The organism is Methylobacterium sp. C33D (assembly GCF_053345825.1).
On the sequence record NZ_JBKFAV010000022.1, the window covers coordinates 63337 to 88367 of the forward strand.

Consider the following 25031-nt stretch of genomic DNA (forward strand, 5'->3'; position numbering starts at 1 on the left):
ACCGACGATCGAAGATCGGCGACTTTACCTTACGTTGCGCTTCCGCCTAGCCCCCGCGGGACACAATCGACGATCATGCGTGCCGCGGCGCCCGCGTCGAGCGCCGACGTGAGGCGCCCCGGACGGCGCGGGCTTGCGCGAAACATAACGCGTTATATAATTAGGGTAGGAGAACGACATGCGTGCGGACATCCTCGACGAACTCGGACCGCTGTTCCTCGGCAGCCGCCTCAAGCGTCTCGCAGACCGTTTCCAGGCCGACGCAGCCCGGATCCTGAAGGACGAGGGTCTCGGCATCCAGCCGGCCCAGTTCCCGCTCCTCGCTGCCCTCGACCGCTACGGCCCGCTGACCATTGGAGACGCCGCCGCCGCGCTGGGCGTCAGCCAGCCGGCGGTCACGCGCACGGCAGCCAGCCTCGTCGCGCTCGGATTGCTCGACGAGGCGCGCTCGGACGCGGACCTTCGCCAGAAGGCGCTGTCGCTCAGCGTGCCGGGCGAGGCCCTGATGGTGCGCGCCAAGGAGGCGCTCTGGCCCCGCGTCGACAGGGCCGTCGCGGGGCTGTGCGACGGCCTGTCGGGCCCGCTGCTGAAGCAGATCGCCGCGCTGGAGCGCAGGCTCGACGCCGTCCCGTTCGCGGACCGCGTCCGCCCGGACCGCGCGGTCGGCGAGGCCGCGCCGGGCCTGGCCATCCGGGACTACACGGACGCGCTGGCGGATCGCTTCCGGGACATCAACGCCGAGTGGATCGAGGCGATGTTCGCGCTGGAGGAGAACGACCGCCGGATCCTGTCCGATCCCCGCGGGCAGATCCTGGAGCGCGGCGGCCTCATCCTGTTCGTGGAGGCCGAGGATCTCGGAATCGTCGGCACCTGCGCGCTGATGCGGACGGACGCGGGCTGCTACGAGCTGACCAAGATGGCCGTGTCCGAGCGGGCCCGGGGCCGCAAGGCCGGCGAGCACCTGCTGCGGGCGGTGCTGGCCCGGGTCGCGGCCATGGAGATCGAGACGCTCTACCTGCTGACCAACACCAAGTGCGAAGCCGCCGTGCACCTCTACGAGAAGGTCGGATTCCGGCACGACCCGGAGATCATGGACCGGTTCGGCCGGCGCTATGCCCGCTGCAACGTGGCCATGCGCTACCCCCTGTGACGCCGCCGGACCGGCGGTCCGCGTCGATCCCGTCCCGGTCGCGCCGCCCGGCACGGTGACGGAGGATCCGCAGATGTCCCCGCCCGCCGGCCGCCCCGGCTTCGGCAGGGGCGTCGTCCGCGCGTCGGGAACCGGCGTCCGGTGAGCTGCGCGCAGCCCGCGCGGTCCGACGGTCGCGTAAAGCAGCGGCCGATGCAGGGCCGCCGCGGCTGCCCGGCCCCGGGACGAAGCCCCGCGACGGCCAGCGCTGCCCCAGTCCGCGAAGGCTCCCGGCATGGCCCGCGTCAGATCTCGTCCGACCGTCGAGGCGCGCGCCGACGAAGTTCGGGATGCAGGTATTCAACTGAAAATTGATTTTATCAGGTCGACAGCGGGAGGTCGGAAACAGAATGTGTAACGGAATCTTATCGTCGCGCTCCCACGCTGTTGGTTTCGCTCAGGAGCTGCGCTCGGACAATGAAAGCTTGGTTCGCGGAACTCTCGATCAAGCACCGTCTCGTCGGCGCACTCGGGCTGCTCATCGTCTGTCTGCTTCTCGTCGACGGCGTGGGTCTGCACGCCGTGGGTAATCTCGCCGAGGATCAGAGCCGCCTCGGCAACAACACGCTGCCCAGCGTGCGGTACGCCGGCGAGCTGCGCGGCAACGTGATCGACGTGCGCGTCAGCGTCGTGAACCACATCCTCTACCCTGAGGCCGCCCATATGCGGGCCGAGGAGAAGGCCCTGTCGAAGAAGACGGAGGCGGTGGCCGCCGCGATGCGCAACTACGCGCCGCTGATCGACGGTCCGAAGGAGCGCGCGCTCTTCGAGGTGTTCGACCGGGAATGGAAGGGCTACCTCGCGGCGATACCCGCCGTGCTGGACTACTCGCGGACGGGCCGCAAGGATCTGGCGCTGCGCGAGAGCCTCGTCGGCGTCCGCCCCCACATCAAGGCGGCCTCCCAGGCGCTCGAGGAGATCGTGGCGCTCAACAACGCCAGCGGTGAGACGGCGATCGCCCAGGGGGCGGCCGCCGCGTCCGGCGCGAAGCGGCTCATGCTGGTGATCGGCGCCGTGGCCCTCGCCCTCGCCACCGCGCTCGGGGCGCTGATCGTACGGAGCATCGCCGCCAGCGTCCGCGCCGTGCTCGAACCGATGCGCAGGCTGGCGGCCGGGGACCTCGCGGTCGCGATCCCCCACCAGGGCGAGCGGAATGAGATCGGCCAGATCGCCGACGCCGTGCAGGTCTTCAAGGAATCGGGGATCGAGGCGCGGCGGCTGGCCGCCCTCCAGGCCGAGGCCGACGCCGCCAAGATGCGCCGCGCCGAGCTGCTCGACCGCATCACGCGCGGGTTCGAGCGCGAGGCCGGGGCGCTCACCGACGAGCTGACCGCCGCCGCGACCGAGATGGAGGCGACCGCCGCCTCGATGACCGAGATCGCCGCGCAGACCAATACCCTCGCGGCGAGCGTCTCGGTCGCCGCCGAGCAGACGTCCGGCAACGTCCAGCAGGTCGCGAGCGCGACCGAGGAGATGGCGGCCTCCGTGCAGGAGATCAGCGGGCAGGTGACCCACTCGGTGGAGATCGCCGCCTCGGCGATCGCGCGCGCGCAGGAGACCGGCACCATCATCCGGGAGCTGTCCGACAGCGCCGACCGGATCGGCGCGGCCGCGGGCCTGATCTCGGGCGTGGCGAGCCAGACCAACCTGCTCGCCCTCAACGCCACCATCGAGGCGGCGCGCGCCGGCGAGGCCGGGCGCGGCTTCGCGGTGGTGGCCGCCGAGGTGAAGACGCTGGCCGAGCAGACCGCACGGGCGACCCAGGAGATCTCCGCCCGGATCGGCGCGATCCAGTCCGCCACGCGGGGCGCGGTGGAGGCGGTCCAGGGTGTGAGCCGCACGATCGACGACATGTCCGGCATCGCCACCCACATCGCCTCGGCGATCGAGGAGCAGGGCGCGGCCACGCGCGAGATCGCGCGGAACGTCCAGGAGGCCGCGCAGGGGACGCGGCAGGTCACGGGCCATATCGGGTCGGTGCGCGAGGGGGCCGGCGAGACGGGTTCGGCCGCCACGCAGGTTCTCGGCGCCGCGCGCACCCTCGCGGTCCGGTCCGACGGACTCAGCCGGGCCGTCCGCAGCTTCTTGGACGAGGTCCGGGCCGCCTAGCGATCGGGCTGGGGCGAGAGGGGCTGGGGCGGGAGGGCCTGCCTCCGTCGCGACCGGCCGCGCCCGCGCTCAGTTGCAGCCGTCGCAGATGCTGCGCTCGATCTTGTTGACCCGGGCGCGCTCGTATTCCTGCACGGCGCGCGGCGGCACTTCGCCCGGGCCGAGCGAGGTGCCGGGGGGCTTGGTCACGCCGAGGCTGTTGGTGTTCGGCGCCGTGATCGTCGAGGCCGGGCCGCCGCCGGTGCCGGTCTGGTCCGGCGCCAGGCCCTGCGCCGCGAGCGTGGCGGGGACGGCCAGGCTCAGCGTGGCCAGGGCCGCGGAGCGGTAGAGCGTTCGGGTCATCGTACCTCCCGTCTTCGAGCGCGTGAACCAGCCTGGCAGTATCCGTCGCCTGCCGGAACCGTTTTCGTCCAGTCGCGAGCCGGATGACTCCACGATCCACCGTAATCCGACTGACCGATAGAGTTCCGGCGTCGCGCGGAGCGATCGTGTGGCGGGCCGGGCCGGTTGCGGGCCCGGTCGATCTGCGCCGGTCGGCTCGCTCATCCCGCGAACGCTATGCGATCGGTTATTCGTCAATCGATAGTAGATATTATCCAAATGTCACGAGAATGAAAACAGGTCTCGTCGGGTTCGGGAACCGGGAGGCTTGCAGGTGCGTCGCGTGTGAGGGCCGTCGCAAACAATCCGCCCGCGACCGGCGTCACGCCGTCGCGCACCTGGTCCATGTCGCGGACAGCGACGCGCCCCTCTCGCCGATCCGGGTCGGCGTGACGCGGGAGCTGGTCGGGCGGCCGGACGGGCCCGTGCTGAGCCCGGCCGAGGAGAGCCTGACGGTCGCGGAGGCGATCCGCGCCAACGCGATGGGCGCCGCCTATCGGCTCCGCATGGACGACAGGAGCGGGTCGGCGGCGGCGGGCAGGCGCGCCGACCTGATCGTCCTCGGCCGCAGCAGCCCGACGATCGACCCGCGCGTGATCCACCGGACCGAGGTCGCCCTGACCAAGATGGACGGTTCCGTGCGGCACCGGGCCCGCGGCTCCGATCGGCCGATCAGGCGCTCGACGGTGCGCCGGCGGCCGGCCCGCCCGGAGCCGCGAGCCGGTCCGCCACCATCCGGCAGAACGCCTCGGCCGCCGGCGGCATCGTCCGCCCCGCCTTCTTGATCAGGCAGACCGGACGCTCGAACAGCGGGTCGTCGATCGGCCGCGAACGGAGCAGGGGCTCGGCCCGGATCTCCCGCGCCGCGCCCGGGAGGATCGTCAGGCCGAGGCCGGCCCGGACCATGCTGACGGCGGTCATCATGTAGGTGGCCTCGCAGGCCACGCGGGGCAGCCGGCCCGAGCCGACGAAGGCGCGGTCGACCACCGCCCGCACGCTCGTGGCCGGGTCCATCAGGATCAGGGGATGCTCGGCGAGCGCCGCGATCGTGATCCGGGGCAGCGCGCCGATCGGGTGATCGGCGGGATAGATCACGTGCAGGGCGTCGCGCGTCCGGTGCAGGACGCCGATCTCCGGATCGCGGACGTCGCCGCCGACGATGCCGAGATCCGCCTCCTCGCCGCGCACGAGGTCGAGCACCCGCTGCGCGATGACGTCCTTGATCAGGAACGTCACGGCGGGGTGCTCGGCGCGGAAGCGGACGATCGCATCGGACAGAACGCTCGCCGCGAAGGACGGCAGCGTCGCGACGCGCACGACTCCGTGCCGCCTCGCCGCGAGGTCGCGGGTGTCGACCACCACCGCGTCGAGGTCGCGCAGCACGCGCTGGAACACGGGCAGCAGCTCGCGGCCGAGCCGCGTCGGCGCGACGGTGCGGCTGGTCCGGTCGAGGAGCCGCGCGTCGAGCGTCTCCTCCAGGCGCCGAATCTGAACCGTCAGGGCGGGCTGCGACAGGTTCAGCAGGGCGGCGGCCCGGGTGAAGCTGCCGGCCTGGACGACCGACACGAAGGCCCGCACCTGCCGGAGGTTGAGATCCATAAGCTCAGGCTATCGCCGCGATCCGATCTTTTCAATTGTGTCATGAAGTGTTCCGCCGTCTCCTGACCCGATACAGGCGCGGATTCGAACCGCGCCGGCGCCCAACGGGAGGAACGGATGCTGGCCCTGCTCGGCCTGTGCACGATCGCGCTGCTGCTCGCCGCCATCCTGACCAAGCGGATGTCGCCCCTCGTGGCGCTGATCGTCATCCCGGTCGCGGCCGCCCTGATCGGCGGGTTCGGCTTCGAGACCGGCAAGTTCGTCCTCGCGGGCCTGCAGAGCCTCGCGGGCGTCGTCGGCATGTTCGTGTTCGCGATCCTGTTCTTCGGCATCGTCAGCGATGCCGGGATGCTCGACCCGATCATCGACCGGATCCTCGCCCGGGTCGGCACCCGCCCCACCCGGATCGTGCCCGGCACCACCCTGCTGGCGCTGCTGATCCACCTCGACGGGTCGGGCGCGGTGACCTTCCTGATCACCATCCCGGCGATGCTGCCGCTCTACGACCGCGTCGGCATCGACCGGCGCATCCTGGCCTGCGCCGCCTCGATGGCGGCCGGCGTGAACTTCCTGCCCTGGACCGGGCCGATGATCCGCGCCTCGGCGGCCCTGAAGCTGCCGATCCCCGAGATCTTCTCGCCCCTCGTGCCGGTTCAGGCGGTCGGCCTCGTCTTCATCTTCGCCGCCTCGTACTGGCTCGGCCTGCGGGAGGAGCGCCGTCTGGCCCTCGTTCCCGGCGCCGCGGGGGCCGCGCCCGGCCCGGTCCCGACCGCCCGGACCCTGAGCGACGCGGAGCGGAGCCTGCGCCGCCCCGACCGCTTCTGGATCAACATCGTCCTCACCGCCGCGGTCCTGGGGACGATGGTGTTCCTGGCCGAGAAAGTGCCGCCGGCGCTGATGTTCATGCTCGGCACGGCGCTCGCCCTGGTCATCAACTACCCGCAGGTCGACGCCCAGCGGCAGCGCATCGACGCGCACGCCCGGGCCGCGATCCTGATGGCCTCGATCCTCCTCGCCGCCGGCGTGTTCACCGGGATCATGCAGGGCACCGGCATGCTCAGGGCCATGGCCCAGACGGCCGTCACCTTCGTGCCCCCCGAGATGGGCCGCCACATCCCGTTCGGGCTCGGCCTCGTGTCGATGCCCCTGTCGATGCTGTTCGACCCGGACTCGTTCTACTTCGGCGTCCTGCCGGTGGTGGCTGAGGTGGCCCACCAGCTCGGCGTCCCGCCGGTGCAGGTCGCCCAGGGCGCGCTGCTCGGCCAGATGACGACGGGATTCCCCGTCAGCCCGCTGACGCCCGCGACCTTCCTGGTCTGCGGCCTGACCGGGATCGACCTCGCCGACCACCAGAAGTTCACCTTCCCGTTCCTGCTGACGGCCTCGGTGGTGATGACCCTCGCCTGCGTCGTCCTCGGCGTCTTCCCCATCTGAACCCCTCTGACAGCGGAGAGCACGCCATGAGAACCGTCCGCCTCGGCGCCGGCGCCGGCTATGCCGGGGACCGCATCGAGCCCGCCGTCGAACTCGCCGAGCGCGGCGACCTCGACTACCTCGTGTTCGAGTGCCTCGCCGAGCGCACCATCGCGCTGGCGCAGCAGGCGAAGCTGCGCGACCCCGCGGGCGGCTACGATCCGCTGCTGGAGGCGCGCCTGCGGGCCGTGCTCGGGCCGTGCCGGGCCCGCGGCGTCCGCATCGTCACCAACATGGGCGCGGCCAACCCGGTCGCCGCCGCCCGGAAGGCCGGGGCGCTGGCGCGGGAGATGGGCCTCGCCGGCCTGCGGATCGCCGCGGTGACCGGCGACGACCTGCTCGACGCGGTCCGGGCGGGCGACTTCGTCCTGGAGGAGAGCGGCGAGCCGGTCGCCAGCCTCGGCAACCGCGTCGTCTCGGCGAACGCCTATCTCGGCGCGGCGCCGATCGTGGCCGCCCTCGCGGACGGTGCCGATGTGGTCATCACCGGCCGCGTCGGCGACCCGGCCCTGTTCCTGGCCCCCCTGGTGCACGCCTTCGGCTGGGCGATGGACGATTGGGAGCGCCTGGGCCGCGGCACCCTCGCGGGGCACCTCCTCGAATGCGCCGGCCAGATCACCGGCGGCTACTTCGCCGATCCGGGCTTCAAGGACGTCCCGGACCTCGCGCGCCTCGGCTTCCCCATCGGGATCGTGGCCGAGGACGGCACGGTCGAGATCACGAAGGTCGCGGGCTCGGGCGGCCGGATCAGCCTCGCCACCTGCAAGGAGCAGCTGCTCTACGAGGTGCACGACCCGGCCCGCTACATCCAGCCGGACGTGGTCGGCGACTTCTCCGGCGTCGCGATGGAGCAGACCGGCCCCGACCGCGTCCGCGTGAGCGGCGCGACCGGGGCGCCGGCGACGGGCCTCCTGAAGGTCTCGGTCGGGTACGTGGATTCGTATATCGGCGAGGGGCAGATCTCCTACGCCGGGCCCGGTGCCCTGGCCCGCGGCCGCCTCGCCCTGGCGGTGGTGCGCGAGCGCCTCGCCCTCACCGGCGTGGCGACGACCGAGCTGCGCTGCGACCTGATCGGCGTCGACGCGCTCCACGGCGCGGCGCTGTCGGGCGGGCGCGAGCCCTACGAGGTCCGCCTGCGGGTCGCCGGTCGGACCGACACACACGCCGAGGCGGTGCGGATCGGCAACGAGGTCGAGACGCTCTACACCAACGGCCCGGCCGGCGGCGGCGGTGCCTGGAAGTCGGCCCGCGAGGTGGTGGCGGTGCAGTCGGTCCTCGTCCCGGCCGCGCTCGCCCGGCCGCGCGTGCACGTCGTCGAAGCCTGAGAGCCGGGAGTCCCGAGGATGAAGCTGCGCGCGCTCGCCCATGCCCGCACGGGCGACAAGGGCAACACGTCGAACATCGCGCTGATCGCCTACGATGCGGCGGACTACGAGCACCTGGCGGCGCACGTCACGGCCGAGCGGGTGCGGGCGCATTTCCGCGCGATCGTGGCCGGCGATGTGACCCGCTACGCGCTGCCGAAGCTCGGGGCGCTGAACTTCGTGCTCACGGGCGCGCTCGGCGGCGGCGTCACCCGCTCCCTCGCCCTCGACGCGCACGGCAAGGGCCTCGGCTCCGCGCTCCTCGATCTGGACATCCCGGACCGGCCCGAAGCCGGGCGCGCGCCGCCGCGGTGAGGCCGCCGGCCCCGCCGGCCCGACGCGCGATCCCGAGGCTCAGCGCCAGCCGAGCAGCACGACGAAGCTCGAGAAGGTGAGGGTCGCGGCCACGAGGGCCAGAACGAGCGGATCCATCCCCGCCGGCTAGCGGCTCGCCGCCGGGGCGGCCATCGGGCGTTCGGCCGCTGCGGCATGATCGCGGCCCGCCCGCGATCCGGATGCGAACCGGAGGGCGCCCATGACCGTTGACGGTCGTTCAGCGTGACCGTTCGAAGAGCCCAGATGGACCGTCCCCGCCGCGTCGGACTGCCTTGGTACACCCCGGAGCAGTACCCAGCCCTGCGCACCAGCCTCGCGGACGGTGCCAAGCTGCCGCCCGACTACGAGACCTGGCGCGTCGCCACGGAGCAGATGGAGCGGGAGGTGCAGCGCAGCGGCGTCGAGGTCGTGCGCGTGCCGATCGAGCCGGAGATCTTCGCGGCGTGGTGCGAGCGCGCCGGGCTCCCGCGCGACGCCGCGGCGCGCGCCCGGTACGCGGCCGCCGCGCTGGCGGCGGACTGGGCCGTCTGAGAGAGGCCCCGAGGCGGGCGCCGCGCGAAGGAGGCTGCCGTCGCGCAGGTCGGCCGCCGGCAACGGATTCGGATCCGCGAAGTCGGAGAGCGTGCACCGCATCGCGACCCGCTTCCAGGGCGAGACCGAGCCATCGCCTCGCTGTCTCGCCGCTTCCGTCCTACGGAATGGGGTCCGCGCAGCGCTGCCTTCAGCCAGGATCCGGCGATTCGCATTTTCCGAAGCGCCCCATAAGATAATCGTACTTCTCATCTGCGCCCCGTTCCAGCAGACCTCACTGACCAATCACATCACTGATCCCGTGTGGAGCAGGTCGAGTTCGGCCGGCGCTGACGCCGCCGGCGGATTCCGTGATCGAAGGGTCCGCGAGTTTTCGGGAGCTGACATGGCAGTCGAGACCACCGACACCCTGGTCGTGGGGGCGGGCCAGTCGGGTATCGCGATGAGCGAGCATCTCAGCGCCTCGAAGATCCCGCACATCGTGCTGGAGCGGAGCCGTATCGCGGAGAACTGGAGCTCCATGCGCTGGGACTCCCTCGTGGCCAACGGGCCGGCCTGGCACGACCGCTTCCCCAACATGCTGTTCGAGGATGTGCATCCGGACGCCTTTCCGGGCAAAGATCGCGTCGCGAAATACTTCACCGATTACGCCGCGATGATCGCGGCCCCCATCCGGACCGGCGTGGAGGTCAGGCACGTCAGGCACTGCCAGGGTCGCCCGGGATACACCGTGACGACCTCGGACGGCATCTTCGAGGCGCGGCGGGTCGTTGCGGCGACCGGGCCGTTCCAAGTGCCCTCGTTCCCCGACATCGTTCCGAGCGAGGCGGCGGTCGATCAGTTGCACTCCTCGACCTACAAGAACCCGGGCCAACTGGCCGACGGCGCCGTGCTGGTCGTCGGATGCGGCGCTTCGGGCTCGCAGATCGCGGAGGAGCTCTGCAAGGCCGGACGGCAAGTCTACCTGTCCGTGGGCGAGCACTACCGGCCGCCCCGGGCCTATCGTCAGCGGGACTACTGCTGGTGGCTGGGCGCGCTCGGTCTCTGGGACGAAGTGAAGTCGAAGCGCAAGAAGCGGCACGTCGCCTTCGCCGTGAGCGGCTACGAGGGCGGGCGGACCGTCGATTTCCGGCGCCTGGCGCATATGGGCGTCACGCTGGTCGGCGTGACCCGCGCGTACGAGAGCGGCGCCCTCCACTTCGCGGACGACCTCGTGCGGAATATCGCCGACGGCGACGAGGCCTATTTCGAAGTCCTCCGAGACGCCGACGCCTATATCGCGCGCAAGGGCATGGACCTGCCGCCCGAGCCCGAGGCGTGGCGGCGTTACGAGGACCCGGACTGCCTCCGGGAGCCGATCCTCAGCCTCGACTTGCGCGAGGCCGGCATCGGCACCATCCTGTGGGCGACCGGCTTCAAGTACGATTTCAGCTGGCTGGACGTCGATGCGTTCGACGAGCAGGGCATGCCCCTGCACAAGCGCGGCGTCTCCGCGGAGAACGGCATCTACTTCCTCGGGCTGCCCGACCTGACCAACCGCGCCTCCGCCTTCATCTACGGCTGCTGGCAGGATGCGAAGCACATCGCCGACCACATCGTGGTCCAGCGCAACTACGACGCCTATACCCGGGCCTGACGGGTCCGGACCGCGCCGGGGCCCCCGCACGAGACGCCCGCTCGCCGGCCGATCACCCGTTGCGCGAGACGGCGCGACGGGTGTCCCGTGCGAGGTCCTCAGTAGCCCCGCGCCAGGTCCACGCGGTGCTCGGGCGCGCGGCCCGCGCGGACCCGGTGGATGTTCTCGGCGATCTGCCGCGCCGCGGAGGCGGGGATCGCCACCGAGGCGAGGTGCGGCGTGACGAGCACGCTCTCCATCGCCCAGAGCGGGTGCCCCTCCGCGAGCGGCTCGGTCTCGAACACGTCGAGCGTCGCCCCGCCGAGATGGCCGGCCGCCAGAGCCGCGACGAGCGCGGGCTCGTCGAGCACGGCCCCGCGCGACACGTTGACGAGCGCGGCGCCCCGCGGCAGCGCGGCGAGCTCGTCCGCCCCGATCAAGCGCCGGGTCTCAGGGGTCAGCGGCAGCATCACCACCAGGATCTCGCTCCGCGCGAGAAACGGGATCAGCGCGTCCGGCCCCGCGCGACAGTCAATCCCGGGAAGCGCCTTCGGCGTGCGCGACCAGCCGGCGACGGAGAAGCCCTGCCGCGCGAGTTCGAGCGCCGCCGCGCCGCCGAGCTCGCCCAGGCCCAGCACGCCGACCCGGATCTCCCGGGCCTCGCGCGGATGGACGTAGTGCCAGCGGCCGGCCCGCTGGGCCGCCTCGAAGGCCGGGATGTCGCGGGCGTAGCGCAGCACCGCGAACAGCACGTAGTGGGTCATCATCCGTGCCATCTCGGGGTCGGACAGGCGGGTGATCGGCACGTCGGGCAGGTCGTCCCGGCCGACGAGCGCGTCGGCGCCCGCGCCCAAGATGGTGACGAGCCGCAGGCCCGGATGCCGCGCGAAGAAGCCGGCCGGTGGCTTCCAGACCAACGCGTAGCGGACATCGTCCCCGGGCCCGATCTCGTCCGGCGCCCTGACGCGCACGTCCGGCAGCAGCGCCTCCAGCGCCTCGCGCCAGGGCTCGATCGGATCGACGGCGCTCGCGAAGACGAGGGTCTCGGTCACGCGCGGACCTCCCGCACCAGGGTGGCGAGGGCGGTGATGGCCAGCTCGTAGCCGAGGCCGCCGAGCCCCGCGACCACGCCGGTCGCCGCCCGCGAGACGTAGGAATGGTGACGGAAGGGTTCCCGCTTCCAGATGTTGCTCATGTGAACCTCGACGATGGGGCCGGGAAAGGCCAGCAGCGCGTCGAGGATCGCCACCGAGGTGTAGGTGAGCCCGGCCGCGTTGACGGCGAGGCCCGCGGCCGTGCCCCGCGCCTCCTGGATCCAGTCCACGAGCACGCCCTCGTGGTTCGACTGCCGGAAGTCGAGGCCGACCCCGACGCTCTCGGCGTGCCGCTCGCAGCGCGTCCTGAGCGCGGGGAAGCTCTCCGTGCCGTAGGTGCCGCTCGGATCGAGCCCGTACAGGTTGGCGTTCGGGCCGTTCAGGAAGAGGATCGGGATCGGCGCGGTCATGGAGCTCTCCTGTGGGCGTTCCTCGGGGCGTTCCTCGGGGCTCGCCGCGCCGGGCACGGCGTCAGCGCGGCACCCGCCGCTCGATGGCGGGCGCGACCATGCCGGGGATGTAGGCGTCCGAGATGAAGGCCCGGCAATGGGTCTCGAAGGCCTCCACGAGGCGCGAGCGGTTGAGCTGCTTCAGGCGCGCGAGGCCGATGCGCATCGGCCGGTGCGTGCCGGCGAGCCGCACGCGCCGGAGCCGCTTCCCGTCGAGCGCGAGGTCGGAGCGCGGGCGCACGTTGAACAGGGTGTAGCCGTGACCGTTGGCCACCATCGTGCGCACCACCTCCTGGTGCGCGGAGCGCGCGGCGATCTTCGGCTGCAAACCCTCGGCCATGAACAGGGCGAGGAAGTATTCGCGGCTCAGCGGCAAGTCGAGGAGGATCATCGGCTCGTCCACGATGTCGGCCATCGCGACGGCGGTCTGCTCCGCCAGCGGATGTCCCTCCGCCACGAGAACGTGCGGCGGCAGGTCGACGAGCGGGGTGAAGTGGATGTCGTCCGGCACGTGCAGGTCGTAGGTCAGCACGACCTCGGTCTCGGAACGGCGCAGGCCGACGATGAGCTGTTCCTGGTCGCCCTCGACGTAGCGGATCTGCGTGGCCGGGAAGGCGGTGGTGAAGGCGTGGGCGAGTTCGGGCACGAGCATCGGCGCGAGCGTCACCATGCAGCCGAGCGAGAGGGGCCCCCGCACCTGTCCCCCCGCCTCCGAGGCCAGGGTGTAGAGCCCCTCGGCCTGTTCCACGAGGGCCTTGGCTTCGCGCAGCACCTCGCGGCCGATCGGCGTCAGCGTGAGCCCCTGGGCGTGGTGACGGACGAAGAGCTGCACGGAGAGTTCCCGCTCCAGATGCGCGATGGCCGTCGAGATCGAGGGCTGCGAGATGTGGATGCGCTCGGAGGCGAGCGTGATGCTGCCGGTCTGGCCGGCGGCGATGAAGTATTCGAGCTGGCGCAGGGTGAACCGCATTCGCTGCCTTCAGCGCGCGGCCGACCGACCTCGATGCCGCCTCGCGTCCCGTCCTCGATCATAGGTCGCCCGGGACTCCGTAGCTCGGGGCGGAGACCGGGTCGAGGGCGCGGGTGACGTAGGCGTCGAGCTGCGGCCGGTAGAGGTCCCACAGCGCCGCGAGGCCGGCGATCGGGCAATCCTCCGTCCAGTCGACGCGCAGGTCCGCGACGGGCCACGCGACCTCGCGCACCAGCATCAGGCCGGCCGACCGCACCGGGCCCGCCTCCCCGCCGGCGGCGAGCGCCGCCCGCATCGCGACGAGCAGACGGTCGCCGAGATGGCCGGAGGTGCCGAGGAAGGCCTCGACCATGGCGGCAGGCACGCGCGCGTCGGCCAGAAGGTTGCCGCCGCAGGCGACGTTCTCGGCGCGCGCCTCGGCCCAGGTCCCGAGCGCCCTGGGCCCGGAATGGATCGCCGTGCCGCCGGCCGCGTCCACGACCAGCACTTGGCGGTACGCCATCGGGCCGCCGGTCCGCCGCAGGACGGCGACGGTCTCCGCGGCGTCGGCGCCGAGCGCCATCAGATCGAGGGCGCGCCGGCCGAGCCGCGGGTCGGTCACGTTCTGGCTCGCGACCGCGCCGATCTCCGCGCGGGCATGGGCGCACCGCGCCGCGACGGCGGGTGAGGAGGACGAGACCGCGACGCCGAACATGCCGGTCGACGCGCAGCGCGCCACGATCGAGAACGTCATGCCGCCTCCGGGATGACCGCGATGGCGTCGATCTCGACCAGCCACTCCGGCCGGGCGAGCGCGGAGACCACGATCCCGGTCGAGACCGGATGGACGCCCTTCAACCAGCGGCCGACCGTGCGGTAGACCGGCTCACGGTAGCGCGGGTCGACGAGGTAGATCGTGATCTTGCAGATGTGCTCGAGCCGCGACCCGGCCTCTTCCAGCAGCATCGCGATATTGGCCATCGCCTTCTCGGTCTGACCGGCGGCGTCGCCGATCGCGACGCTCTCGGAGCTGTCGAGGTCCTGACCGATCTGCCCGCGCACGAATACCATCTGGCCCCGGGCCACCACGGTCTGGCAGAGATCGTTGTCGAGCTGCTGCTCCGGATAGGTGTCGCGGGTGTTGAAGGGACGGATCCGCTTGTGGACGGTCATCGGGTCGTTCCTACCTCGGGCAAGAGCGCGGGCTGCCTGTCGGTGCGGCGCCAAGGGGCGCCCCGAGAACAGGGCGCCCCGAGAACAGGGCGCCCCCGCGAACAGGGCGGCCTGCCACGGCGGGCAGAGGGCACGCACCCGGCCGCGCGACGCATCGGGATCGAACGGTGGCGCCCGCCTTCAGGCTTGAGCGCGTCGAGGATATCAATCCGGTCGGTCTCAACAACAATCACTTGCTGGGGTCGTAGTTTGGAAAATCCGAAGCCGCCGAGGGCCCGGGGCGGGCGCCGCGCTTCGGGGGCCTCGGGCCCCGTGCCGCGTGCCGACCGTGCCGATCCGGTCGGTCCGGTGAGGCGGGGGATCCGCCGCGCGTCACTTCTGTCACGCCCCTCCGGACGCGTGTGAGAACGCCGGACCGGGTCGCCGGCTTCGCGTCCGTCATCGCCCATCCTGCGCCGCCTCGCGCTGGGGCCGCGCGTCAATCCTCGGGCTTCGTGCGCTGCATCGACGGCCGCCGGCTGAACGCCGCGTACCACGCGGCGGCGGCGGGCCGTCCGGTGCGCCAGCCGAGGTCGGGGAAGCGGAAATCGAGGTAGCCGAGGGCGCAGGCCGTGGCGACCGTGCCGATGTCGAGCGCGCCCGCAGGCCCGACGCGGGCCGCCTCGATCCGGTCGAGGGCGCCGGCGACCTTCGCGATCTGCCCCACCTCCCAGGCATCCCAGCGCGAGGAGGCCGGCCGCATCACGCGCTCGTAGCGGAGCAGCAGCGCGGCATCGAGCAGCCCATCGGCGAGGGCTTGGCGGGCGAGTGCGTCCCAACGGGCCTCCCCCTCCGGGAAGAGGCGGGGGCCGGCGGAGCGCGCGTCGAGGTACTCGCAGATCACCCGGCTGTCGAACAGCGCGGCTCCATCGGCCAGCACCAGGGCCGGGATCTTGCCGAGCGGGTTGTGACCCACCGTCTCGGGGTTGCGCTCCGTCGGCGAGGCCGTGACCGGAACGATCTCGATCGCCTCGGCCTGACCGGTCTCGTGGGCCAGGACCAGGACCTTGCGGACATAGGGCGAGGTTCGCGCGGAGAGGAGCTTCATCGGGCCGCGGCGTCCTGTCCCGAGACCGTCCGGCCCGCTTGTCCATCCGGGCTTCCGGGCTCGGCCGGGAAGGCGACGAGGCCGGCCTGCGGCACGAGCAGGGCCACCGGGGATCCGGGGGCGTAGGTGGCGAGCGCCCCGTGCCCCGGCATCCGCACCACCACCCGCCCGCCCCTGACGGGATCGGAGCGGAGTTCGGCGTGCAGGTCGATATGCAGGTCGATGTGCGAGCCCTGGTAGACGAGGGCCGCGACCCGGGCCGGCAGGGTACCGAGCTCGCCCGCCGGGCGCACGCCGAGGTGATCCGGCCGCACGAACACCTCGACCGCAGCGCCGACCGCACTGTCGCCCAGGGCGCCGGCCTCGACCTCGCGGCGCAGGTCACCGATCGCGACCGTCGCGCGCTCGCCCACCCGCGCCTCGAGGCGACCGGGCAGGATGTTCACGTCGCCGATGAAGCCCGCCACGAAGCGGTCCTGCGGGTGACGGTACACCTGATCCGGCGTGCCGATCTGCCGGACGCGACCCGCCGACATCACGACGATCCGGTCCGACATGCTCAGCGCCTCGCCCTGGTCGTGCGTGACGAAGACCGTCGTCACGCCGAGCCGGCGCTGGATCTCCTTCAGTTCGACCTGCATCGCCCCGCGCAAGTTCTTGTCGAGGGCCGAGAACGGCTCGTCGAGGAGCAGAACCTTCGGGCGGATGACGAGGGCGCGGGCGAGCGCCACGCGCTGCTGCTGCCCGCCGGAGAGTTGGCGGGGCGAGCGGTCCGCGAAGCCGGAGAGCTTCACGAGGGCGAGGGCCTCCTCCACGCGCTCGGCGATCTCCCGTCTCGGCACGCCGCGCACGCGCAGGCCGTAGCCGACGTTCTTCGCGACGCTCATGTGCGGGAACAGGGCGTAGTTCTGGAAGACGATACCGACCTCGCGCTCGTAGGGCGGAGTGGCGGTCACGAGGTCGTCCCCGATGAAGATCTCCCCCGCATCCGCCTCCAGGAAGCCCGCCATCAGGTTGAGCAGGGTGGTCTTGCCGCAGCCCGAGGGTCCGAGCAGCGTCAGGAACTCGCCCTGTTCCACCCGCAGCCAGCTCTCCTCCAGCGCGGTGACCGCGCCGAAGCGCTTGACCACGCCGTCGAGGCGGACCGCCGGGCTTGCCCGGGGCGGCGCGGCTGCGCCCGGGAGGGTCGCCGGCGCGGTGAGATCAAGAGCCTTGCTCAACATTCAGAACCTTGCCGAGCCCGAGGAAGGTGTTGGCGACAATCAGGGCCAGGGCCGTGACCGCGATGTAGATCACCGAGACGGCCGCGAGCGTCGGGTCCGCGAACTCGCGGACGTAGCCGTACATCGCCACCGGCAAGGTCTGGGTCGCCTGCCCCGTCACGAAGAGCGAGGCGGTGAACTCGTTGAAGGACAGGATCGCCGCGAACAGCCAGCCGCTGGCGAGGCCGGGCGCGAGGAGCGGCAGGGTTACGGTGGCGAGCACGCGGCCCGGCCGGGCGCCGAGGCTCGCGGCGGCCAGCTCCAGCCGCTCGTCGAGGTTCTGCAGCGAGATGTAGACCGAGCGGATCACGAAGGGCAGGACCACCACGACGTGGGTGAGGACCACGACGGAGAAGCCCCGCGCCGCACCGATGCCGGTGGCCAGGACCAGGAGGCCGAGGCCGATGGTGAAGTGCGGCACGATCAGCGGCGAGAGCAGCACGCCCTCCAGCGCCGCCCTGAAGCGGAAGGCGTAGCGCTTCAGGGCGATCGCGAAGCCGGTGCCCACGGCGAGCGCGATCGAGGAGGCCCAGGCGGTGACGACGAGGCTGTTCCACAGGCCCGTCTGGAAATCCCGGTAGGTGAGGGCCCGGGCGAACCAGCGCGTCGAGTACGTGGCCGGCGGAAAGCTCAGGATCGCCCGGTCGTTGAACGCGGCGAGCGTCACCACGAAGGCCGGCAGCACGATGAAGGCGAGGATCAGCCCGACGAGGACCTTCCCGGAGATCCCGAGAAGCCGGGTGCGGAGGCCGCGGCGCATCAGTGGCCTCCGAGCGCTTCGAGCGGGCGGGCGCAGCGGCGCACGAGCCACATCGTTCCGAGCGCCAGGACGAGGCCGGCGAGGCTCAGGGACGCCGCGACCGGGAAATTGAAGGAGGACAGGCCGAGCTGGTAGACCAGCGTCGAGACGACCCCGACCTTTCCGCCGCCGATCACCTGGGGCGTCGCGAAGGCGCTGAAGGTCCAGGCGAAGGCGGTGGTGAAGCCCGCCACTACGCCGGGCATCGAGAGCGGCAGCGTCACGGTGAGGAACGCGCGCACCGGCCCGGCGCCGAGGCTCTGGGCCGCGCGCTCGTAGTCGCGGTCGATATGCGCGAGGGCCGCTGCCAGCATGATGACCATCACCGGCAGCGTGACGTGGACGAGGGCGATGATCACCCCGAGCTCGGTGAACATGAGCTGGATCGGCCGCTCGATCAGGCCGAGCTGGCGCAAGGTGGCGTTCACGAAGCCGGAATTGCCGAGCACCACCGTCCAGGCATAGGTGCGCACCACCTCGCCGAGGAAGAGCGGGGTCACCGCGACGATCAGGATGACGGACTTCAGCAGGAGCGAGCGGGTGCGCACCAGGGCGTAGGCGACGGGGTAGCCGACGACCAGGGTGATCAGCGCGGTCTCGAAGCAGATCAGCACCGTGTCGCGCAGCGCCCGGAGCACGATCGGGCGGCCGAGATCGGAGAAATTCTCCAGCGTGAGCCCGCCGACGTCGAGGGAGCCCGGCACGTAGGCGTGCAGGCTGTAGCGCAGGATCGCCGCCATGGCGGCCACGATCGCGGCGGCGATCAGCACCGCCGGCGTCACGAACAGCGGCAGGAAGGGCCGGCGGCGGATCGCGGGTGTCATGAGGCTTCCCGTCGAGCGAGGCGCATGGCGCGGGCCCTAGCGTGCCATGATGTTCTCGGCGAACCACTTGCGCCATAGAGCGGTCTTCTCGGCCCGGAGCTTCGGGTCGATATTGATAGCCTGGCTCTTCCACTGCTCGGCGGTGGTGAATACACCCGGGAGCTTGGCGATCTCGGGATCGACCTTGGCGTTGGTGACGGTCGGGCTGCCCTTCTTCAGCAGCGCGATCTTGGCCTGCACGTCGGGATCGAGGGCGATGTTGATGAACTTGTAGGCGAGCTCCGCCTTCTTGGACCCCTTGTTGATCGCGACCGTGTCGATGCCCAGAACGCCGCCCTCCTTCGGGATCACGACGGTGATCGGCACGTCCTGGCCCTTCATGTAGTAGGCGTTCATGGTGAGGACGACCTGGACGGGCGTCTCGCCGGTGGCGATCAGCTGCTGGCTGTTCGCGTCGTTGGTGTAGAAGGCCCGGAAGTTCGGCTTCAGCGCCTTGAGCTTGGCCTGACCCTTCTCCCAGGTCGCCGGATCGCCGCCGGACAGCAGCGCCGAGACGGCGATGATGTGGCTCGGGTCGAAATCGGGCGCGGCGAGGCTGTTCTTGAGCTTGGGGTCCCAGAGATCGGCCCAGGAGCCGAAGGTCATGCCCTTGGGCACGAGGTCTGCGCGGTAGCCGATCGTGTAGACGTAGCCCCAAGTGCCGAGATGCGCGGGGCTGACCCGGGCCTGCTCGACGAGGTTCGTCGCGTTCGGGATCTTGGCCAGGTCGAGCGTCTCGAACAGGCCGTCGTTGACGTACAGCCAGCCGACATGGGCGGTCGTGAAGGTCACATCGCTCTCGGGCGCGTCCTTGGCGAGCTTGGCCTTGTTGAGCCGGTCGATGGTGCCGCCGGTGATGTACTCGACCTCGGCACCGGTCTCCGCCTTGAACTTCGTGGCGATGGCCTCGTCGATCAGATCGCGGAAGCTGCCGCCCCAGGTGCTGACGACGAGCTTCTCGGCGGCCTGTCCCGGGATGACGGATGCGACCAGGGCGGAGGCAGCGAGGAGCGGGGTCAGAAGACGCATCACGTCGACGGTTCCTTTCTCTGTAGTCTCACCTGTCAGGCAAATCGAATGCCGGTCGCGCGACGCGATCTGGCGGCGTCTTCTCAGATTTCGATCGAAATCGGCGCTGCCGAGAGGCGTCTTCGATCTTCGATCATGCCGCGTCGGCCCGCCATCGGAGCAACCTTCGGGAACGGCCGCACGGAATACTGGCGCCCCTTTCTGACCTGCCTCTCCGGAGGCGCCCCCCGCGCCACCGCCGAGGGTCTGCGTCGCGCTCTTGCAGGACGTCCTGTCACCGTCGCGTGGCGCGTGGTTTGTCCTCACGTTGAGGCGTATCTCGACAGGGAAGGCTAAATGGCCGCCCCCGCTCATCAAGCACGATTTCCGGAAGCCTCTGGATCGGAAATCCTGAGGCAGCCTTCAGCCGGGATCGGATTGAGCTCGAGACCGCGGCGGGAGGTTGAGCACGGCCGGGCAGAGGCGCCGGTTCGGGCGACCGGCTCGCGGGCCCGCACGGGGCGCCCGGAGAATCGCCCGGTCGACGGCGACGCGGTGAGCCGGGCCCGTGGCCGGCCCGAGGGTCGATGATCACGTAGGGCCAGCCTGATCGGCCGGGACAGCCGATCGATCCTGCTGGACGAGGGATCTGGCCCCAGGACTGGCGGCGGCGCCGGCCTCGGCCGATGAGATCGCGCCGCCTCGCCCCCGATCTGCCGCGGTCAGCTCACAGCACCGGCTTCCGCATCCGGACGTTCAAGCCGTGCCGCGGCGCTGCCCAGGCTTGGGGGCCAAGCAGCCGCTCAGTTGCAGCATGCCTTCGCCGTCCGCATGTCCTCGAGCCGTTGATCGCCCGGTTTGCACCTCGCAGCGCGAGGCGAGAGCGCAACCTGAAGTGCGCTGTCGATCAGCTCGGAGGTAGCAGCGCCGTGGAGCTGCATCGGCCGTCGCTATCGCTGACCCCGGAGGTGAGCCGTGCGGCATGGTGGAGAGCGCCTCGGTCGATCACCGCTCGGATGATGGCGGCGAACTTGCCGGCCGTCATTCGAAGCGACTGGCTCCTCCGTGTTCCGTCGACCGGCGTGTTCACGCGGACAAGCTGCTTGCCCGCTCAAACGGCAGGCTCGCACGCCCGCGCGTCGTGCAGCATTGACAGCACTTGTGCCGCGCCCTCCTCGGGCGTGATGGATGAGGTATCGAGCAGGGGCACCTTCAATTCGGCCGCAAGGGTTCGGTAGCCGGCGATTCGGGTCTCCGTCATCTGCTCGGACGGGTTGGGCACGCCGCGGGCGACCATGCGGGCGATGGTGGTGGGGCGGTCAGCCCAGCACATCACGGTGAACGGACGCGGCTCCCAGCCTCGTCGGAAGGTCGGCGACAGGAGTTGCGAGGCCGTGAACCAATGCCGATCGAACACGACCGGTCCGGCCGGCGCGCTGGCGATCGCCGCCGCCACGGCTGCGTGCGCCACATCGTCGGCGAGGGCGTGCTGCCCTGTTCGGGCGAGATAAACCAGGGTTGCACCGACCTGACCGCTGAACGGATTGAGCACCGTCGCGCCGAGCGCCTCGGCGACGTGCCGCGCGATGCTCGACTTGCCGGAGCCGTCGAGCCCGTCGACCGCGAGCGCGATCCGCGCTGCCTGGGCGGCCTTCTGCTGCGCCCGCGTCAGATTCGAGGGGTAGATCCGGCCCTCCCGCCGGCCGTGCTCGAGGTAGTGCAGCTGCCCCTGCCACGCGTGCTCGAACAGCGCCGCGAGGTCCGGATGCAGCCGGATATAGCCGAGCGCGTCGAAGTCCTCCGGCAGGGGTCCGTCCCGGCTCGCGAGGTCGGCGAGGCGCTGCACGGTCTCGCGGGGCGGCGTGCCGGACGGGCGCACCGCTGTGTCCCGGTCCGCCCGCAGCGCGATCGCCTCCGCGACGGCGGCGAGCAGTCCGTCCGCGTAAGTGTCCCAGTCGAGCGCGAGGATCCGTGCCCGTCCCGCTTCGGCGCGGGACGCGGCGCCGGCCGGATCGCCGACGATCTGGTCCGCGGCCTCCGCGACTGCGGCACCGAGCGCCGCCTCCGGACCGTCCGGGACTACCAGGGCGGTCACGGCGTTCGCGGCGAAAGCCAGCGTGCCGTGCACGGTCGTGATGAGGGGCGTCCCGCAAGCCATCGCTTCCGCGGCCGGGTTGCACCAGCCGGCATGCGCCTCCGCGCTGCAGAACGCGTCGAGCCCGTGATACCACGCGGGCAGGTCGGCCTCGACCAGCGGCCCGTGGACGACGAGGCGGCCGGAGGCCACCAGATCGGCGCGCGCGCCCACCAGCCCCCAGTCCGGCCGTCCGAACCAGTGCAGGGCCCACGCGTCACCGAGCCTGTCGAGCGCCGCGAGCTGCGCGGCGGGGCGCTTGTTGGCGATGCCGCCGAGCCGGCGCCGCCCACCGCGCGCGGGCCGCGAGACGGGCGGCGCGAACAGCCCGGTATCGACCGCGCCGACGAGGCGGTGCCACGGCAGGCCGAGGGCGTCGAGGGCCGCATCGTCCCAGTGGTCGTTGTTCGCCACCACGAGATCGGGCGCGAAGGTCCGCGTGACGCGCGCGTAGGCGTCCCGCCGCGCCGGGGCGTTGAGGAAGTGCTGGATCCGGGCGCCGAAGTTCGGGGCCCGGAGGTCCGCGAAGCCCTCGATCGTGGCATCCGGGAATCCGCCGCCCGGCACCATCACGGCGTCCCAGCGCTCCCGCGCGGCTTCCTCGGGGTGCAGGACGCGGTGACGCGTCTCGAACCCGTCCTCGCCCGTGCCGAGCGTGAGGAAAGCGAACGCGTGTCCGCGACGCGCGAGCACGCGCCCGACCCGCTCGAAGCGCAGGAGGCCGCCCGTGAGCGCGAGGTGGTCACAGGCCACGAGCAGCCGCATCACGGGGTTCCTCTGAGCAGGCGCAGGAGGCGAAGGGGCAGACGGCGCCCGTAGCCGGACGAAGCGCGGCGGGTCTCGAGCGCGTCCTGAAGGTGGTCGCGCGCGCGGTGCAGCTCGGCCGCGTAGGCGATCACGCGGTCGGTGCGGCGGGCGCTCTCGCGCTCGGCGTCCGCATGCGCGGCGGCGGCGGCGGCGCGCGCGGCGCGCAGGGCCGCGTTCTCCTCGCGCAGCCGGGCGATCTCCGCGGACGCCTCGGCGAGCGCCGCGCGCGGATCCGCGCCGCTCCGGGCCGGATTGCCGGCCGGAAGCCGGGTCGCCGCCGCCCAGCCCAGACCGCGCTCGATCACATGGTCACTGACGATCGACTGGAACCGGCTCTCCCGGGCCAGCCGGTCCGCGAGCTGCGCATCGTCCAGGGCGAATCCGAGCCTCGGCAGCAGGGCGCGCAGGGCGTCCAGCAGGGTCAGGCCGGCCGCTCCGCCGGGCCGCCAGTCCGGCGCGTCGGTCAGCGCGTTGACGAGGCCGCGCACGGCGAGATGACCCGCGTCCAGAGGGACGCCGAGGTCCCATTCCAGGTCTATGAACGTGCCCGCCGGGCCGGAGACGAGGTTCTTCGGGATGGCGTCGAGCGCCCGTGCCGGGAGGATCGTGTCCGGTCCCAGCGGCGCGCCGTCCGCGAAGCAGCGTGAGACGGCCGCCAGCCACGTCCCGGCCCAGGCTGAGACCGCGTCCAGGCACCAGCCCTCCCGCGCCAGACGGGCCTCGAGATCCGACGCCCAGAGAGGGCCCGGCACGTAGGTCTCCGACGGCAACAGGTTCGTCACCCCCGCGACCGCGGCGGGAAGACCGGGGTTCGCGCGCGCGCGGCGCACCGCGATCCGCGATCCGGCCTCCGAGAAGGTGACAAAGCGCTCGAATTCCGGGCGGCGGCGCAGTCCGACGTGGATCGCCAGCCGGTCATCCGGCGGCAGCGGCGCTGCCGACGCCGCGACCGCGAAGGCCGGCGCCAGATCGCCGGTGAGCCCCAGATCCGCCACCTGCGCCCAGGCGCGCCGCGGCGAGAACAGCGCGCCCGCACAGGCTGCGGGATCCGGGCCGGCCGCGCCGATGGCGAGCATCCCGGGGTCGAACCCCCCCGGGCGCTCCAATCCTCGCTCGGCGATGAGGCTCAGGGGCCGCCCCTGATCCGGGAACGGGAACCACCAATCCTGATGGACCAGGCCGCGGGCCCGCAGGGACCGCTTCAAGCCTGCCCGCGTCGGCAGCCGGGCGCCGTCGGATCGGGGACGCCCTTCGAGGCTCGGGAAGCCGCGCTCCCCCGCCGTCTCGGACCCCGAGGCGAGGCCGGGGAGCGACAGGGCGTTGTCGATGACGAGGATCAGCCGCCCGCCGGGCCGCAGCCGCTCCTGGGCCCAGGCGATCGTCGCGTCGAGGACGCACCCGCGCCCGTCGTCGCGACCGGGCGGAAGACCCAGCAGGACGACGGCATCGAAGCGCGTCGCGGCCGGCAGGTCGGCGCCATCCGCCGTTGTGACCACCTCGGCGGCGGGAGCCCAGCGCGCCCTGCCCCCCGCGTCGGGCCTCGGCCCCAACAGCAGGAGGCGGCCGGTCAACCACGGCAGGAAGGGGTGCAGCACCTCCGCGCACGGCTCTCCCGGTGGGGTCGGCGCGCCTATTGCCAGTTTATCCCGTTCCATACTTCCTGATTGCCAACAGTAGAGTGTCCGGTTTTTCCCGCGCGACAGGAGGTTGGGGGAAATTAATGTCCGAAATGGACACGCGACAGTTGCGTGTCTACTTACGATTGGCGTTAACCTGCAAACAAAACTGGCCTGTTTCGCCGAGGTCAAGAGGGATGAATTTCGTCAGCGCGATTTCGTTGGCCGGGCCGCACGTGCTGGTCACGAGCACCTTCCCCGATGCGCTCAACAGAAATCCCGGGATCCGGAGCGATCTCGCCGAGGGTTTCGGCGAACTTCTCGGCGCCGAGCGGGTCATGCAGGCGCCTCTGGAACTCGCGGTCGCGGCAATCCGGGCGTCCCGCCCGGATGTCGTGGTCGCGGTCGGAAGCCTCGTGCCTGATCTGGCGGATCTGCGCGCGCTTCGCCGGGCGGTGGACGCCGTCGGCGGCGTGCTGATCTTCTGGCTGACCGATGACCCGTACGAGTTCGACTACGCCTTCAAGGCGGAACTCTACGCCGACATCGTCGTGAGCAACGATTCCTGGGCGGCGCAGCACTACCGTCACCCGGACGTCCATCACCTGCCGCTGGCGGCCGCGCCCAACCGGCACTTCCGGCCGATCCTCCCGGTCGCGGAGCGGGAGACCGTCCTGTTCTTCTGCGGCGTCGCCTACCCGAACCGCATCGCCCTGATGCGTCGGATCGACGATCTCCTGTGCCGCCACGTCGTGGAGATCCTGGGCGCCGGGTGGCCGGACACGCTCCGGTGCGCGGTGAACCGCCGCCTCACGCCGGCGCAGATGGCCGACTACGCCGCGGCGGCCCGGCTGACGCTCAATATCGGCCGCGACCTCGACGTGGCCAATCGCCGGCTGTCGCTCCCGCAGGCGACGCCGGGGCCCCGGACCTTCGAGGTCGCCCTGTCGGGCTCGGCGCAGGCCTTCTTCGTCACCGGTCTGGAAGTCTGCGCGCATTTCGAGCCGGATACGGAGATCCTGCTGGTGGACGGCGCGGCCGATATCGCGCGCGCCATCGAGCGGTCGCTCGACGAGCCCGCCGCCATCGAGGCGATCGCGCGCCGGGCGCAGGCGCGGGCGCTGCGCGAGCACACCTACCGGCATCGGGCGGCCCGCCTGCTCGACCTGAGCCGCCTGACGGTCACGGCCTGA

The 25031-nt window shown here is 71.7% G+C and carries 23 protein-coding genes; 9 read left to right on the top strand and 14 right to left on the bottom strand.

Going from position 1 to position 25031, the window contains the following annotated elements:
* Positions 1-178: 178 nt before the first annotated feature.
* Together ACLBXO_RS18535 and ACLBXO_RS18540 are read left to right on the top strand one after the other, a co-directional pair.
* Positions 179-1150 carry a bifunctional helix-turn-helix transcriptional regulator/GNAT family N-acetyltransferase gene (locus ACLBXO_RS18535; protein WP_447686254.1) on the top strand — a complete coding sequence of 324 codons (972 nt, stop codon included), beginning with the start codon at positions 179-181 and terminating at the stop codon, positions 1148-1150.
* Positions 1151-1606: 456 nt separating this feature from the next.
* Complete coding sequence (locus ACLBXO_RS18540; protein WP_447686255.1) at positions 1607-3298, top strand: methyl-accepting chemotaxis protein; 1692 nt, start codon at positions 1607-1609, stop codon at positions 3296-3298.
* Between the two features lie 69 nt (positions 3299-3367).
* Here ACLBXO_RS18540 and ACLBXO_RS18545 read toward each other — a convergent pair whose 3' ends face one another.
* Entirely contained in the window at positions 3368-3640 is a 273-nt protein-coding gene (locus ACLBXO_RS18545; protein ID WP_331313674.1) for a hypothetical protein, read from the bottom strand.
* Positions 3641-3909: 269 nt separating this feature from the next.
* On the opposite strand from ACLBXO_RS18545, the gene ACLBXO_RS18550 reads away from it, so the two are divergent.
* Positions 3910-4464, top strand: a complete 555-nt coding sequence (locus ACLBXO_RS18550) for an amidohydrolase family protein (RefSeq protein WP_447686285.1) — start codon at positions 3910-3912, stop codon at positions 4462-4464.
* Here ACLBXO_RS18550 and ACLBXO_RS18555 read toward each other — a convergent pair.
* Positions 4352-5278 carry a LysR family transcriptional regulator gene (locus ACLBXO_RS18555; RefSeq protein WP_331313672.1) on the bottom strand — a complete coding sequence of 309 codons (927 nt, stop codon included), beginning with the start codon at positions 5276-5278 and terminating at the stop codon, positions 4352-4354. The two genes, ACLBXO_RS18550 and ACLBXO_RS18555, sit on opposite strands and share 113 nt — an antisense overlap.
* Before the next feature lie 117 nt (positions 5279-5395).
* Here ACLBXO_RS18555 and ACLBXO_RS18560 point away from each other — a divergent pair, with 117 nt between their 5' ends.
* The 5 genes from ACLBXO_RS18560 to ACLBXO_RS18580 all read left to right on the top strand — a co-directional run bounded on the left by ACLBXO_RS18560 (position 5396) and on the right by ACLBXO_RS18580 (position 10618).
* Complete coding sequence (locus tag ACLBXO_RS18560; protein WP_331313671.1) at positions 5396-6712, top strand: CitMHS family transporter; 1317 nt, start codon at positions 5396-5398, stop codon at positions 6710-6712.
* Positions 6713-6738: 26 nt separating this feature from the next.
* Positions 6739-8076 (top strand): acyclic terpene utilization AtuA family protein, encoded by a 1338-nt coding sequence (locus ACLBXO_RS18565; RefSeq protein WP_331313670.1) that lies wholly within the window; start codon positions 6739-6741, stop codon positions 8074-8076.
* An 18-nt stretch (positions 8077-8094) separates the two neighbouring features.
* Positions 8095-8430: an AtuA-related protein gene (locus ACLBXO_RS18570; RefSeq protein ID WP_447686256.1), complete on the top strand. Its 336-nt coding sequence runs from the start codon at positions 8095-8097 to the stop codon at positions 8428-8430.
* A gap of 264 nt (positions 8431-8694) precedes the next feature.
* Positions 8695-8982 (top strand): hypothetical protein, encoded by a 288-nt coding sequence (locus ACLBXO_RS18575; RefSeq protein WP_447686257.1) that lies wholly within the window; start codon positions 8695-8697, stop codon positions 8980-8982.
* A 385-nt stretch (positions 8983-9367) separates the two neighbouring features.
* The gene (locus ACLBXO_RS18580) at positions 9368-10618 is read left to right on the top strand and encodes a flavin-containing monooxygenase (protein ID WP_447686258.1); all 1251 of its coding nucleotides are present in this window, start codon (positions 9368-9370) and stop codon (positions 10616-10618) included.
* Between the two features lie 98 nt (positions 10619-10716).
* Here ACLBXO_RS18580 and ACLBXO_RS18585 read toward each other — a convergent pair whose 3' ends face one another.
* The 12 genes from ACLBXO_RS18585 to ACLBXO_RS18640 all read right to left on the bottom strand — a co-directional run bounded on the left by ACLBXO_RS18585 (position 10717) and on the right by ACLBXO_RS18640 (position 23817).
* Positions 10717-11649 carry a 2-hydroxyacid dehydrogenase gene (locus tag ACLBXO_RS18585; protein WP_447686259.1) on the bottom strand — a complete coding sequence of 311 codons (933 nt, stop codon included), beginning with the start codon at positions 11647-11649 and terminating at the stop codon, positions 10717-10719.
* Entirely contained in the window at positions 11646-12101 is a 456-nt protein-coding gene (locus tag ACLBXO_RS18590) for a type II 3-dehydroquinate dehydratase (protein ID WP_331317393.1), read from the bottom strand. The genes ACLBXO_RS18585 and ACLBXO_RS18590 overlap by 4 nt, the downstream gene beginning before the upstream one ends.
* A gap of 61 nt (positions 12102-12162) precedes the next feature.
* Positions 12163-13110, bottom strand: coding sequence for a LysR family transcriptional regulator (locus ACLBXO_RS18595; protein ID WP_056530311.1), 948 nt, complete (start codon positions 13108-13110; stop codon positions 12163-12165).
* Positions 13111-13168: 58 nt separating this feature from the next.
* Complete coding sequence (locus tag ACLBXO_RS18600; RefSeq protein ID WP_331317390.1) at positions 13169-13843, bottom strand: DUF1028 domain-containing protein; 675 nt, start codon at positions 13841-13843, stop codon at positions 13169-13171.
* Positions 13840-14262 (bottom strand): RidA family protein, encoded by a 423-nt coding sequence (locus ACLBXO_RS18605; protein WP_331317389.1) that lies wholly within the window; start codon positions 14260-14262, stop codon positions 13840-13842. Before ACLBXO_RS18605 ends, ACLBXO_RS18600 begins: the two co-directional genes overlap by 4 nt.
* Positions 14263-14740: 478 nt before the next feature.
* On the bottom strand, positions 14741-15349 hold the full coding sequence (locus ACLBXO_RS18610; RefSeq protein WP_331317388.1) for a glutathione S-transferase N-terminal domain-containing protein: 609 nt from the start codon (positions 15347-15349) through the stop codon (positions 14741-14743).
* On the bottom strand, positions 15346-16572 hold the full coding sequence (locus tag ACLBXO_RS18615; RefSeq protein WP_447686260.1) for an ABC transporter ATP-binding protein: 1227 nt from the start codon (positions 16570-16572) through the stop codon (positions 15346-15348). The genes ACLBXO_RS18610 and ACLBXO_RS18615 overlap by 4 nt, the downstream gene beginning before the upstream one ends.
* Positions 16553-17371 (bottom strand): ABC transporter permease, encoded by an 819-nt coding sequence (locus ACLBXO_RS18620; RefSeq protein WP_331317386.1) that lies wholly within the window; start codon positions 17369-17371, stop codon positions 16553-16555. The genes ACLBXO_RS18615 and ACLBXO_RS18620 overlap by 20 nt, the downstream gene beginning before the upstream one ends.
* Complete coding sequence (locus ACLBXO_RS18625) at positions 17371-18234, bottom strand: ABC transporter permease (protein WP_331317384.1); 864 nt, start codon at positions 18232-18234, stop codon at positions 17371-17373. The genes ACLBXO_RS18620 and ACLBXO_RS18625 overlap by 1 nt, the downstream gene beginning before the upstream one ends.
* 36 nt (positions 18235-18270) lie before the next feature.
* Entirely contained in the window at positions 18271-19302 is a 1032-nt protein-coding gene (locus tag ACLBXO_RS18630; protein WP_447686286.1) for an ABC transporter substrate-binding protein, read from the bottom strand.
* Between the two features lie 1090 nt (positions 19303-20392).
* Positions 20393-22180, bottom strand: coding sequence for a glycosyltransferase (locus ACLBXO_RS18635; protein ID WP_447686261.1), 1788 nt, complete (start codon positions 22178-22180; stop codon positions 20393-20395).
* Positions 22180-23817 (bottom strand): hypothetical protein, encoded by a 1638-nt coding sequence (locus ACLBXO_RS18640; protein ID WP_447686262.1) that lies wholly within the window; start codon positions 23815-23817, stop codon positions 22180-22182. Before ACLBXO_RS18640 ends, ACLBXO_RS18635 begins: the two co-directional genes overlap by 1 nt.
* 218 nt (positions 23818-24035) lie before the next feature.
* Here ACLBXO_RS18640 and ACLBXO_RS18645 point away from each other — a divergent pair, with 218 nt between their 5' ends.
* Positions 24036-25031 (top strand): glycosyltransferase family protein, encoded by a 996-nt coding sequence (locus tag ACLBXO_RS18645; RefSeq protein ID WP_447686263.1) that lies wholly within the window; start codon positions 24036-24038, stop codon positions 25029-25031.

What these genes read in the sequence shown, in the direction of transcription:
- ACLBXO_RS18630 (WP_447686286.1), bottom strand. Translation starts at nt 19,302, where the DNA reads ATGCGTCTTCTGACCCCGCTCCTCGCTGCCTCCGCCCTGGTCGCATCC.
- ACLBXO_RS18570 (WP_447686256.1), top strand. Translation starts at nt 8,095, where the DNA reads ATGAAGCTGCGCGCGCTCGCCCATGCCCGCACGGGCGACAAGGGCAAC.
- ACLBXO_RS18605 (WP_331317389.1), bottom strand. Translation starts at nt 14,262, where the DNA reads ATGACCGTCCACAAGCGGATCCGTCCCTTCAACACCCGCGACACCTAT.
- ACLBXO_RS18560 (WP_331313671.1), top strand. Translation starts at nt 5,396, where the DNA reads ATGCTGGCCCTGCTCGGCCTGTGCACGATCGCGCTGCTGCTCGCCGCC.
- ACLBXO_RS18550 (WP_447686285.1), top strand. Translation starts at nt 3,910, where the DNA reads ATGAAAACAGGTCTCGTCGGGTTCGGGAACCGGGAGGCTTGCAGGTGC.
- ACLBXO_RS18595 (WP_056530311.1), bottom strand. Translation starts at nt 13,110, where the DNA reads ATGCGGTTCACCCTGCGCCAGCTCGAATACTTCATCGCCGCCGGCCAG.
- ACLBXO_RS18580 (WP_447686258.1), top strand. Translation starts at nt 9,368, where the DNA reads ATGGCAGTCGAGACCACCGACACCCTGGTCGTGGGGGCGGGCCAGTCG.
- ACLBXO_RS18575 (WP_447686257.1), top strand. Translation starts at nt 8,695, where the DNA reads ATGGACCGTCCCCGCCGCGTCGGACTGCCTTGGTACACCCCGGAGCAG.
- ACLBXO_RS18625 (WP_331317384.1), bottom strand. Translation starts at nt 18,234, where the DNA reads ATGACACCCGCGATCCGCCGCCGGCCCTTCCTGCCGCTGTTCGTGACG.
- ACLBXO_RS18600 (WP_331317390.1), bottom strand. Translation starts at nt 13,843, where the DNA reads ATGACGTTCTCGATCGTGGCGCGCTGCGCGTCGACCGGCATGTTCGGC.
- ACLBXO_RS18540 (WP_447686255.1), top strand. Translation starts at nt 1,607, where the DNA reads ATGAAAGCTTGGTTCGCGGAACTCTCGATCAAGCACCGTCTCGTCGGC.
- ACLBXO_RS18545 (WP_331313674.1), bottom strand. Translation starts at nt 3,640, where the DNA reads ATGACCCGAACGCTCTACCGCTCCGCGGCCCTGGCCACGCTGAGCCTG.
- ACLBXO_RS18645 (WP_447686263.1), top strand. Translation starts at nt 24,036, where the DNA reads ATGAATTTCGTCAGCGCGATTTCGTTGGCCGGGCCGCACGTGCTGGTC.
- ACLBXO_RS18535 (WP_447686254.1), top strand. Translation starts at nt 179, where the DNA reads ATGCGTGCGGACATCCTCGACGAACTCGGACCGCTGTTCCTCGGCAGC.
- ACLBXO_RS18620 (WP_331317386.1), bottom strand. Translation starts at nt 17,371, where the DNA reads ATGCGCCGCGGCCTCCGCACCCGGCTTCTCGGGATCTCCGGGAAGGTC.
- ACLBXO_RS18615 (WP_447686260.1), bottom strand. Translation starts at nt 16,572, where the DNA reads ATGTTGAGCAAGGCTCTTGATCTCACCGCGCCGGCGACCCTCCCGGGC.
- ACLBXO_RS18610 (WP_331317388.1), bottom strand. Translation starts at nt 15,349, where the DNA reads ATGAAGCTCCTCTCCGCGCGAACCTCGCCCTATGTCCGCAAGGTCCTG.
- ACLBXO_RS18565 (WP_331313670.1), top strand. Translation starts at nt 6,739, where the DNA reads ATGAGAACCGTCCGCCTCGGCGCCGGCGCCGGCTATGCCGGGGACCGC.
- ACLBXO_RS18635 (WP_447686261.1), bottom strand. Translation starts at nt 22,180, where the DNA reads ATGCGGCTGCTCGTGGCCTGTGACCACCTCGCGCTCACGGGCGGCCTC.
- ACLBXO_RS18590 (WP_331317393.1), bottom strand. Translation starts at nt 12,101, where the DNA reads ATGACCGCGCCGATCCCGATCCTCTTCCTGAACGGCCCGAACGCCAAC.
- ACLBXO_RS18555 (WP_331313672.1), bottom strand. Translation starts at nt 5,278, where the DNA reads ATGGATCTCAACCTCCGGCAGGTGCGGGCCTTCGTGTCGGTCGTCCAG.